The organism is Mycolicibacterium sp. XJ1819 (assembly GCF_053483675.1).
In genome coordinates this window covers 50500-61415 of sequence record NZ_JBEFST010000018.1, presented here as the reverse complement: position 1 = coordinate 61415, position 10916 = coordinate 50500, and the positions used below count along the sequence as shown (strand labels likewise).

Genomic DNA, 10916 nt, shown 5'->3' with positions numbered 1-10916 from the left:
CTTTTCCGGTACGACCGCAGCGAATACGCCAGTGCCATCCCAACGCGTCTTACCCGCGCGTTGCGCTCAATCGAGCTCAGAGGTGGATGTGCGGCAAAACCGGGTTCCCGCTACTCGTCCACTGCAGGATCAACAACACGGTTTCGTCTGCCTCGGCCCGCGTCTCCGGATACTTGACATTCGGCGGGTAGAACATGCACGAAATAGCTTCGCGCCGTTCACCTTCCCACGACACCGCACCTTCGACCAGCCAACGTGTCTGCTGGAAATCCACCTTCCCGGACGGAAGGGTCGCCCCTTTCGACAATCGCACGAGCTTTACGTTGGGGCCGGTCTCGTACATGTAGAGAACGTGCTTGATGTCAACCCCGTCGCCCAACGGCCGCCACGGTAGCTGTTTGGTCCGCACATAAACCGGGTTAAGCGAACGAGGCTCGGCATATCGTACCGACTCCTCGCCGGTCAAGCGTGTCTTCTGCTGCTCGATGGCGATGGTGATCGCCTCGAACGAATCGATGGGTCGTCCACCGTCCGGGCGGTAGATTCCGTCGGCGAATGTCCCGTTCTTTTCAAGTTCTTTCGTGGTTTTCGCGATCAGTGTCTGATCAAGGAAGGGGCGGTTCGCCGGACCGGTGAACTGCGTCTGCAGCATATGGCATCTGGTCGTTGGATTATCCACCGAGCGCATCGGCCCGTACTTCACCGAGTCACCGATGAACTGGATATCCCCCTCGCCGACCGTATCCGACCCGAATTTCATTGCGCCACGATGGAAATACCTGATCTGCGAGAACGTGTGCGCGTGTCGAACGTTGTCGATCCGCTCCAACTCCAGCGCGCTGTTGTTGGTGACCGCGATGTTGAGCTCGGGATTGATTACCTGGAAGAACCTCTGATCCCAGCTCGATGCCTTGCGCCCGCCGAACCCTTGGCCTTGAACGGCTAGTTCATCGTAGCCAACACACACCGGGGCGGTGCCGTCAAACGTGTCGGACTCGTGCAGAACCAATTGCATGCCAAACCCCTTCTCTTGGTGCAGCACGTCCCTTCCCCGTCGTGGATAATCGACGGGGAAGGGACTCCTGCCTATCGGTCAGTAACCGCTGGGCCGCGCGTCGAGCACGACGGCCTTTGTCTCGAGGTACGCCATCAGACCTTCGACTCCGCCCTCCCTACCAAGGCCGGACTGTTTGAAGCCGCCGGTACCGATATTCGTATCGCAGCGCAGCGCGTTCTGGCCGACGGTGCCGGCACGGATACTCCGAGCGATAGTCCTGGCCTTGTCCACATCATTGGTGAAGACCGAGGAGTCCAGACCATAGATGGTGTCGTTGGCGACGCGGATCATGTCTTCCTCGTCCTTCACCGGGATGACGCTCAACACCGGACCGAAGATCTCCTCCTGCGCGATCGTGAACGAGTTCTCGACGTTGGCGAACAGTGTCGGCTCTACGTAATATCCGCGTTCCAGCCCTGCCGGGCGGCCACCGCCGGTCACCAACTCGGCGCCTTCGGCCACCCCCTTCTCGATATAACCCAGGACCCGATCGAGCTGCCGCTTGGTTGCCAACGGCCCCATCTCACTCGTCGGATCGAACGGATCGCCCACCTTCAGCTTGGAGAAGTTGTTGGCAAGGGCTTCTACCATCGCGTCGTGACGCGACTCGGTCACCAGGATGCGGGTAAGCGAGATACACGCTTGACCGGTGATGAACGTCTCGGTAGCTGCCAGTGTTGCTGCGGCGGCTTCGATGTCATAGTCGTCGAGCACCAACGCAGGCGACTTGCCGCCCAACTCAAGCGTCAACCGTCCTATTCTGCCGCCGACGATGGAGCCGATTCGACGCCCCGCCGCGGTAGAACCGGTGAAGGCGATCTTGTCGACACGCGGATCCGTGACGAGCAGTTCCGACACCTCGCGGTCCGCGGTGACGACGTTGAGAACTCCGGGCGGAAGGCCGATCTCCTCAGCGATCTCGGCAACCACCAGCGCCTCGCCGGGGGCTTCCGGGGACGCCTTCAGCACTACGGTGCAACCGGCCGCCAGCGCTGGCCCAAGCTTGATGACGATGAGCAGCGCCGGACCGTTCCACGGGATGATCGCGCCCACCACGCCGACCGGTTCACGAACACGTAATCCGAACGCTCCGGCATCGATCGGCGAGTCCTTGTCGGTCTCTACCTCTTCCTCAAATGGGAAGGTCTCTGCCAGGTGCGCATAATGCTCGTACTGACCGGCCACGCCAGGCATGAGAGCCTGCCCCACGCTGTGCAAGGTCCCCGATTGACGGGTCCAGATCTCCGCAAGGTCGGGTACGCGATCCCGAATCTTCTCTGCCAACGCTCGGATGTACTTTGCCCGCTCGGCCGGCGCCATCCGAGGCCAGGGCCCTTCGTCGAATGCCTTGCGCGCGGAGGTGACAGCACGAGCCATATCCTCCGGTCCCGCTTCGGCAGCTCTAAGGAAGAGCCCCTCGGTACTGGAGTCCAGCACTTCGAAGGCGTTGCTTGTTGACGGCTCAACCCACTCACCACCGATGAAGAACCGATCGGGGCTGCGTAGTTGAACGTTGGTCGCCGTCTGCGTCGGAGTGCTCACTTACCTGTTCCTGCTTTCTCCATATCCCATGTCTCATTCTGAAGTTCACCGCTCTTGTCATGCACCACCCGCTGAATCTCCTCTCCAGCGTGCAGGAATGACTCCACCTGCAGCATTTCGCAGTCCTCCTCGCCAACGCTCTCGAACCAGTACTTGTAGTCGTGCGGGATGACCACGCCTTCGCCCGCGTTGAGTTCGACAAGAACCTCGTCGTGATCCTTGTAGAAGCGCGCCCTACCCTTCAGTACAAACCAGAGGCCATCGAGATTCGGATGCGAGTGAAGCTTGTTCTCACCGCCCTCGCGGATGAATTGCACATTGCAGTACATGGTTTCAGTCCGAGCCAGAACTCTCACGTGCCGGCCGCGCTTCATCTCAGGCTTCTCGATCTTGATGAATGTCGGCTCGCCGGGGTTCTGGATCGGACCGGTTAACAGGCTCACGTTCGGTGCGACGACTGTGTCGTCAGATTCCTGTGAAGGCACAACAATCTCTCTTTCGTTGGTGAATCCGGCACCGCAGGAGCCGGGCGAACGGTGGGGCACAAATTTGAGTTCGGTTCCTCGCAGATCTTGTTCCCCACACGCAAGTGAAAATATAGGACATTTTGCAAACGGGGTCAATGCCCTGCACTCAGCCCTGGACCATGTTCAACGCCTTGACCGAGTAGGCGGACCAGACGCCCTCCTTCCAGTACACGTCGGATTCCACGAGCGCGCAGACCGACGCCTCGTCCGGGAGCCGATAGACCATGAGAGACCCACTGGCATCCTCGAATGAGGAGGCGAGGACCGCAGTTTTGGCAGCGAGCAACGCGGCCACGCGCGCGAGGTGGACCGCACGGAACGGTTCGCGTTTGGCCAGAGCATCGGCTCCATAGGACGCTTCGACCAGCCATACCTTCTCGAAAAGCACCGTCACCGCACTTCCTCCGGGTCACTTCTACGGAGCTCACCCATAGTCCAACACCATCCGTTCGGGTTTCGGGCCAACCGTGTTGCGTAGCACGCCAATCCCGGACACATCGAGTTCGATGACGTCCCCCGGCGAGAGCAGTGGGCCAGCTGTGGGAAGCCCCTTCTCCAGGAAGTACTCGAGCGCACAGCAACCTGAAACCGTGCCCGCAGTAATCAGGTCACCCGGCACCAATTCCTCTTCCCACGATGCGTGTGCGACGAGATCTGCCCAGCTGTAGTGCATTCCGCTAGTGTCGGTGCGGACCCATTCCTGGCCGTTGACCCGGACCGCGACCTCCAGCACACCATCACCCAACTCGTCGCGAGTCACCAGGACGGGCCCGAGCACGTTGCAGAAGTCCTTGCCCTTCGACGGGCCGACCTGGTAGGTCTGCTCGGCACGCTGAATATCTCGAGCAGATACATCGTTGAAGATGGTGTACCCGTACACTGCGTCCATCGCGTTATCGGTGGTCGCATTGCGGACCGTGCGGCCGATAATGGCTCCGATCTCGAGTTCGAAGTCCAATGCCTCGGTATATGCGGGCCATGCTATCTGCTGCTCGGGACCGATCACCGAGCGCGGATTCCCCTTGAAACACAGGGGAAACCGAAACCACACGGGCGGGATGTCAATCCCGAGGCGCTCCAGATGTGCGTTGAACACCCCGTATTCGCGCATACTGGTCGGCAGCAGGGGTGCCTCGAGCGACACATCCTCGATCGGCCACATCACTCTTTCGCCACGGGCACCGACTGTTTCGATTTCTCCGGCAGCGAGAGCCTGCAGCGCTTCGGCCACCAGCTCCAACGCCATGGCACCGGCCGCGATGAAGTCGTTCATGTTTGAAGGCGCTACTGCTTCGGCGATTTGGCTCGCACGCTCGACACGCTTCCGGCGGCGAAGAAGTTCAGTTGTCACCGCAGTGACATCGACCAGTCCGCCGTCGCGCAAGACCCCTACACGACTCACCCGCCCGTGCGGCGTTGCGCAGGAATAGGTCGCCAACTTCATCGGTCGACCACCGGACCATTTTGACAGATCGACTCGTGCTTCGACGCGGTTTCGTGCTTTTCAAGCATGAACCAACGCTACCATTTGTCCGACAAAAGCGTCTAAGCTGGCGGGAGCGCATTGAAATGTTGGACCGAGCTCAAAGAGCCACGTCCGGCTCGTATTCAAGGGTCGAGGAGTGAAATGGCCGAAAGACCCGCTGGACCAGGCAAGATGGGGACGAGATGACTACAGATACAACAGCGAAGACCGTCCATGAGTTTCTGCTCCCCGATCTCGGCGAGGGCCTCGAGGACGCTGAGGTCGTTCGGTGGCACGTGAACGTCGGAGATTCAGTAACACTGAATCAGACCCTGGTATCGGTGGAGACGGCCAAGGCGCTCGTCGAGATCCCGTCGCCGTTCGCGGGTACAGTACTCGAAACCGTGGGAACGCCGGGCACAACTCTGGCGGTCGGTTCTCTGCTGGCTCGCATCGAGTCCGGTGATACCGCTCCGTCGTCGGCTGAACCCGAGTCACCGACCGTCGAGCTCACTGAGCCGCCCGCTGAGGAGGAGCCCAAACTCTTGGTCGGCTACGGCGCCCAGGAGGCAACGCCCAGCCGTCGTAGGCGCCGGTCTGTGCTGGCCAAACCGCCCGCCCGGAAACTGGCACGCGACCTCGGCGTCAGCCTAGAGGCGGTCTCTCCCGGCAGCGGGCCGCAAGGTTCGGTCACCACCAGCGACGTTCGGCGTGCCGCCGAGGCCGGATCGCATGCGGCCGAACCGGTTCCTCTCGCCGCGCCGCTGTCGGGTGGCCATTCCGCCGGCTTCCGCGGCCGAGTCCCCGGCGAGGTTGAGGAAGTGCGGGGCATTCGCAAGCGAATCATCGCGAAGATGGAGGAATCCCGTCGTGACATCCCGGAGGCTCTTTGTTCCCGGGACGTCGATGTCACACAGCTTTGGGATCTGCGCGGTCCGCTCACGGAGGCCGCCGCGGCCGATGGTCATGACATCCGGGTCACACCGATGGCGCTGATCTGCCGTGCAACCGTCATCGCGCTGCGCCGCTTCCCCACCCTGAATGCACGGTACGACCAGGCGGAACAAACCATCCGCTTGCTCGAACCGATTCACCTCGGTATTGCCGTCGATACCGAGCGCGGCCTGATGGTGCCCAACCTCAAGAACGTGCAGCACATGACGACATTGCAGATAGCCGAACAGATGAAGGACGTCGCTGATCGTTGCCGGTCGGGTGCGATCAAACCGAATGAACTGGTCGGCGGCACCTTTACGGTCGACAATTATGGATACTTCGGTACCGACGTCGGTGACCCGATCATCAATGCGCCCGAGGCCGCCATCCTGGGTATCGGCACCATGCGGGAACGGCCGTGGGTGGTAGACGGGCAACTCGCGGTTCGTCGGATTGCGACGCTGACCCTCGCCTTCGACCACCGTGTCTGTGACGGCGGCGACGCTGGCCGATTCCTCACCTACCTCGCCGACCTATGCGAGGAGCCCGCCCGAATCCTGTTGCATAGCTGACGAAAGTGTGAACATGCCCCCCTCTGAAACAACCCAACCCGCCTCGCAACCAGTGAGCACAGAGAGCCACGCGTTGCAGGCGATGCCGGACACCATCAACCGTATGACGGCGGTGACGGATTATCACGAGATCGCTGACGTCCTCTCGTCACCCGATTTCGCCCGCACCGATCCGATGACGACGCCGTTCAAGCTCGAGACCATCTCGCTGACCTCGGGCGAGGAACATGCCCACCGGCGCAGACTGGAGGCCAAGCACTTTCGGCCCGCGGTGCTGCGCACCACCCGCGCCGAGGCTGTCCAGGCAGCGATCGATCACGTCTTCGGCGAAGTGCTGGGAGACGCCGCCGGAGACGAGCCGGTGATAACAGATCTGGCGACGATGCTGCCTCGCATCACGACCCTGGTGGTCGCGCAGTTCGTCGGTCTTCAACTGCCCGAAAGCACCGATCAAGCACTGGATGAACTGACCCACTACATGGTTTTTGTCAACAGCGCTGCCGGACTGATGTTCAGTCGCAAGGATCCGATCGAAGAAGCTTGGGAGATCAGACGCGCTCTGGTCGAGTTCACCGACCGGTATGTGATGCCCGCGATCCGAGACCGGCGCGAGAACGGACCCAGAGGAGACGATCTGATCTCGACTCTGGTGACTGCCTACGACGCCACCCGCTGGGACGGGGAGCTGATCACCCGGGAAGCGACTTTCTACATGGTGGCCGGCGTTCGTAGCACGTCGAACACCGTCCTGGACACCCTCAACCATCTGATCGACTATCTGAGCGAGCACCCGCAGGCCCGCGAGGCTGCGCTCGACGAGTCGAATGAGTTCTTGGTGCGCGCGGTGGGTGAGGCGCTGAGATTGCACGTCCCGAATCCGGCGTTGACCCGGCGTGCGATCCGATCTGGCAAGACCCGAGGCGGCCGGACCTACGCTGAGGGCGACGAATTGGTGTTACACATCCCGGCAGCTCATCTGGATGCAGAACTGTTCGGCGAGAATCCAGAGCAGTTCAACCCATACCGGCAGACGGCGAAAGGCATCCCGCTGTGGGGCCTGGCTTTCGGTCACGGAGAACACGCCTGCATCGGCCGCGCGCTCGCCCTCGGACGGTTCGATTCCGGCATGTATCAGGGGTCAACCGTGAGCATCCTCCGTGACCTGCTTGCCCACGGTGTGGACCGTGTACCGGGCCAACCCCCCACGGTCAGCGCAGACAACTTCAAAACCGTCTACACCTCCTATCCCGCTCAGCTGTACCGGATTCAGGCAAGGAATTCCAGCAATGGCTGACCACCTGTTGCCGCCTCCCGACGTCGATGCGGACAAGTGCGTCAGCTACGGACTTTGTCATGACCATGCGGCCAAGTACCTGGAGATGGACGAGAACGGCATCACCCGGCTCAGATCCGATATCACCGGTGTGGCCGAATCGGACACAGAAGCAATCGAAGCTGCCATCAACGTCTGTCCTGCCCAGGCCATAACCTGGCAGGGGAAATGACTGGCGGGAAGGTTGCGAGACATCGTTTCGTGGTCACAGCTGACGACTTCGGCGGTGTCGCCAGAGTGATGAACGTGCTACGGAGTCGACACTACGACACGGTGGCATTCAGCGCCGCTATCCGTCCGACCGGCCGGTGGATGGTAGAGGTGACAGTTCTAGGTGACCATGGAACCGCTCAGCTACTCGGCTGCAGACTGGACCGCCTTGTCGATGTCAGCCGCTCGTAAGGCGCGTGCCGACTCGATGACCACGACAAAGGGGACTTGATGCCGACTTCGAATAACCCTGCTCTACAGAGTGATTGGATAGTAGAAGCGCGGATTGACCTGCTACCTGAAGAAACACCCGTGCGATTGATCGACGTCGATGGATCGCCCACCGATCACCCGCGCTATCCGCTGAAGCTCCAGGACGAGGACTATTGCGCGCTGTTCCGATACATGGCGGTGACCCGTCGAGTCGACGACGAAGCCCTGAAGCTGGGCCGGCAGGGCCAACTCGCAGTGTATACATCGTCTCTGGGCCAGGAGGCAGCCCAAGTAGGCAGCAGCTATGCGTTGAGGGCCCGAGATTGGATATTTCCCTCCTATCGAGAGCATGGGGCAGCGCGGGTACGCGGCGTGGATCCCGTTGAGCAACTGCATCACAACCGAGGTACCTGGGTGTGCGCACACAACCCGCAGGAATACCGATTTGCACCCCAGACGGTCTCCATAGCAACACATCTGCCGCACGCGGCGGGTTTGGCCGTCGCTGCGAAGATGGCTCAGGACGACCTCGTGGTCCTGGCCTATTTCGGAGACGGTGCAACCTCGGAGGGCGACACCCACGAGGCGATGAACTTCGCCTCCGTCTTCAAGGCCCCCTGCGTGTTCTTTTGCCAGAACAACGGTTGGGCGATTTCGGTGCCGATCCACGAACAGCTGGCCGCGCCCAGCATCGCGCACCGTGGCATCGGCTATGGCATGCCGGGGATACGGGTGGACGGCAACGACGTCTTGGCGTGCCTTGCAGTTACCCGCTGGGCCGTCGAGCACGCACGCAGCGGTGCCGGCCCGGTGCTGATCGAAGCGCTGACCTACCGCATGGAAGCCCACTCCGGTTCCGACGATCCGAATCGGTACCGCACACCGGAGGATCTCGCACCCTGGCGTGACCGTGATCCCCTGAACAGGTATCGGCAGTTCCTCGAACAACGCGGCCTATGGACGACGGAGTTACAAGACTCCGCCGAACGCACTGGTGACGAGCTGGCAGCGGCCTTGCGTCGCGGCATTTATGACGCACCGCACCCCGATCCACTCGAGCTGTTCGACCACGTTTACGCCGGCGGCACCCCGGTTCTCGACCACCAACGTGACGTTCTGCGTCGCGAACTCAACGCCGAAGGGCAATGATGACATCAGTGACAATGGTGCAGGCACTCAATCGTGCACTTGCGGATGAGATCCAAAGCGACCGGCGCGTAGTGGTGTTCGGAGAGGACGTCGGAGTCCTCGGCGGCGTGTTCAGAGTGACTGACCAGCTTCAAGCCCAATTCGGAGCGGACCGATGCTTCGACACTCCTCTGGCGGAATCGGCGATCATCGGCACTGCGATCGGTTTCGCGCTTTACGGTTTAATTCCGGTACCCGAACTACAGTTCGACGGTTTCGCCCATCCCGCATTCGAGCAGATCGTCACCCATCTCGCCAAGTACCACAATCGGACTCGCGGTGCGGTGTCGCTGCCGGTGACGGTGCGCATCCCGTATGGCGGGGGTATCGGCGCCATCGAACAGCACGGTGAGAGTCCCGAGACTTATTGGGCGCACACCCCCGGCCTACGAGTGATCACCCCTGGCACGACCGCTGATGCGTACTCACTACTACGCCAGTCGATTCAGTGCCCCGATCCAGTGATTTTTTTGGAGCCCAAACGTCGCTACTATCTGCGCGAGGACATCGAGCTTCCGGTGGAGAGCGAGCCGCTGGACAAGGCTGTGGTACGGACAGAAGGTGATGACATAACGGTGCTCTGCTACGGGCCCACAGTTCACACCGCAATGCAAGCGTCAGAAGCCGCTTGCGAGCAGGGATGGTCCGTCGAGGTCATCGATCTGCGCTCGCTGAGTCCGCTTGACGAAGCGACCATAGTAAGCAGCGTCGAGAAAACCGGTCGCGCTGTGGTGATTCACGAGGCGCCCCAGACCCTGGGCCTCGGTGCGGAGATCGCTGCGCGAATCACCGAAAAGGCGTTCTATCACCTCGAGGCGCCGGTGCTGCGCGCTACCGGCTTTGACACTCCGTATCCACCGCCGCGCCTCGAGAAGTACTGGCTACCAGACGTCGACCGCGTACTCGACCAGATCGAGCGTTCACTTTCTTTCTAGAGCGCTCAGCCCGCCACGACGAAGGCCCCGCCCTGCGCAGCAGAACGGGGCCTTCGTCACAGCACTCACTCGCCTGGCAGCACCAGCGGGAAGTGCGGATGATCGAACTCTCCCCCCGGCACCACACCGACTTGATCACCCGTGACATGGGATGGGTTACCAACTCTGAGATTCGCGATAGCGTGGTTGCCCACGTATCGAACATCCTCGGGAATATAGATGGTGATGTAGGACCATCTCGGCTCGTAGGTCCGGTTCAGACCGGCCCGGTGGACCGTCAGCATCCCATGGCAGGTGGCGTCACCCGGCTGTAGCCGCAGCGGTTCTGACCACTCGTGACGTTCCTCCACCTCGGGATAGACCTCAAGCAGTTTGAGTTGTTCCTCCTTGGGTCGATCTTTGCTGTCCCAGCCCAGCGGGCCTTCCTGGTGCGATCCGGAGAGGAACTGCATACTTCCGCGCTCTGGCCCGACCTCGTTGAGCGCGATCCAGAAATTCACATAGCCGACACGATCGAAGATCCGCGACGGGTAATCCTGATGGGGCGGAGTCGCTTCGGAGCCTGCGAGGCGGGTGCTCTCCGGTGGGCGGCATGCAATCATGTCGCGGTAGTAGCGGACACCGACCCTGCGACCCATCAGCCGTTGAGCAGCACGGCCGATGCCCGCCGACATACCGACGTCGACGTAGTGCGGAATCCCTTCGTAGGCGGGGTAGTGATACTGACTCGACCATTCCAGGGTCGGGTCGATCCCGGGGCGTGGCCGATGCGCTTGGCCGTCCGGCCCCATTACCTTTTTGGCTTGGTCGAGCAGTTCGGCGGCAAGATCCGCACTGATTAGATTACGTAGGCACGCCCAACCGTTCTCACGGTAGAAGGCGACCTCATCGTCACTGATTTCGCGGACGACATCGGTGGGTTGCAGTGATGCGGTCAC

Annotated in this window: 11 protein-coding genes; 5 read left to right on the top strand and 6 right to left on the bottom strand. The window is 61.3% G+C overall.

Going from position 1 to position 10916, the window contains the following annotated elements; translation table 11 throughout:
* Positions 1 to 76 precede the first annotated feature (76 nt).
* The 5 genes from ABQE89_RS19870 to ABQE89_RS19850 all read right to left on the bottom strand — a co-directional run bounded on the left by ABQE89_RS19870 (position 77) and on the right by ABQE89_RS19850 (position 4570).
* Positions 77 to 1015, bottom strand: a complete 939-nt coding sequence (locus ABQE89_RS19870) for a cupin domain-containing protein (protein WP_448419747.1) — start codon at positions 1013 to 1015, stop codon at positions 77 to 79.
* A 78-nt stretch (positions 1016 to 1093) separates the two neighbouring features.
* Complete coding sequence (locus ABQE89_RS19865) at positions 1094 to 2599, bottom strand: aldehyde dehydrogenase (RefSeq protein WP_448419745.1); 1506 nt, start codon at positions 2597 to 2599, stop codon at positions 1094 to 1096.
* Positions 2596 to 3084 (bottom strand): cupin domain-containing protein, encoded by a 489-nt coding sequence (locus tag ABQE89_RS19860; protein WP_448419743.1) that lies wholly within the window; start codon positions 3082 to 3084, stop codon positions 2596 to 2598. The genes ABQE89_RS19865 and ABQE89_RS19860 overlap by 4 nt, the downstream gene beginning before the upstream one ends.
* 148 nt (positions 3085 to 3232) lie before the next feature.
* Positions 3233 to 3520, bottom strand: a complete 288-nt coding sequence (locus ABQE89_RS19855) for a YciI family protein (RefSeq protein WP_448419742.1) — start codon at positions 3518 to 3520, stop codon at positions 3233 to 3235.
* A gap of 30 nt (positions 3521 to 3550) precedes the next feature.
* Positions 3551 to 4570: a fumarylacetoacetate hydrolase family protein gene (locus ABQE89_RS19850; RefSeq protein ID WP_448419740.1), complete on the bottom strand. Its 1020-nt coding sequence runs from the start codon at positions 4568 to 4570 to the stop codon at positions 3551 to 3553.
* A gap of 224 nt (positions 4571 to 4794) precedes the next feature.
* Between ABQE89_RS19850 and ABQE89_RS19845 the strand changes: the two genes are divergently transcribed.
* From ABQE89_RS19845 to ABQE89_RS19825, 5 genes are all read left to right on the top strand, one after another.
* Positions 4795 to 6099, top strand: coding sequence for a dihydrolipoamide acetyltransferase family protein (locus tag ABQE89_RS19845; protein ID WP_448419738.1), 1305 nt, complete (start codon positions 4795 to 4797; stop codon positions 6097 to 6099).
* Between the two features lie 82 nt (positions 6100 to 6181).
* The gene (locus tag ABQE89_RS19840) at positions 6182 to 7393 is read left to right on the top strand and encodes a cytochrome P450 (RefSeq protein WP_448419736.1); all 1212 of its coding nucleotides are present in this window, start codon (positions 6182 to 6184) and stop codon (positions 7391 to 7393) included.
* Positions 7386 to 7604, top strand: a complete 219-nt coding sequence (locus ABQE89_RS19835) for a ferredoxin (RefSeq protein ID WP_448419734.1) — start codon at positions 7386 to 7388, stop codon at positions 7602 to 7604. The genes ABQE89_RS19840 and ABQE89_RS19835 overlap by 8 nt, the downstream gene beginning before the upstream one ends.
* Positions 7605 to 7954: 350 nt before the next feature.
* The gene (gene pdhA / locus ABQE89_RS19830) at positions 7955 to 9004 is read left to right on the top strand and encodes a pyruvate dehydrogenase (acetyl-transferring) E1 component subunit alpha (RefSeq protein ID WP_448419732.1); all 1050 of its coding nucleotides are present in this window, start codon (positions 7955 to 7957) and stop codon (positions 9002 to 9004) included.
* On the top strand, positions 9001 to 9978 hold the full coding sequence (locus tag ABQE89_RS19825) for an alpha-ketoacid dehydrogenase subunit beta (protein ID WP_448419730.1): 978 nt from the start codon (positions 9001 to 9003) through the stop codon (positions 9976 to 9978). The genes pdhA and ABQE89_RS19825 overlap by 4 nt, the downstream gene beginning before the upstream one ends.
* 65 nt (positions 9979 to 10043) lie before the next feature.
* Here ABQE89_RS19825 and ABQE89_RS19820 read toward each other — a convergent pair whose 3' ends face one another.
* Complete coding sequence (locus ABQE89_RS19820; protein ID WP_448419728.1) at positions 10044 to 10916, bottom strand: phytanoyl-CoA dioxygenase family protein; 873 nt, start codon at positions 10914 to 10916, stop codon at positions 10044 to 10046.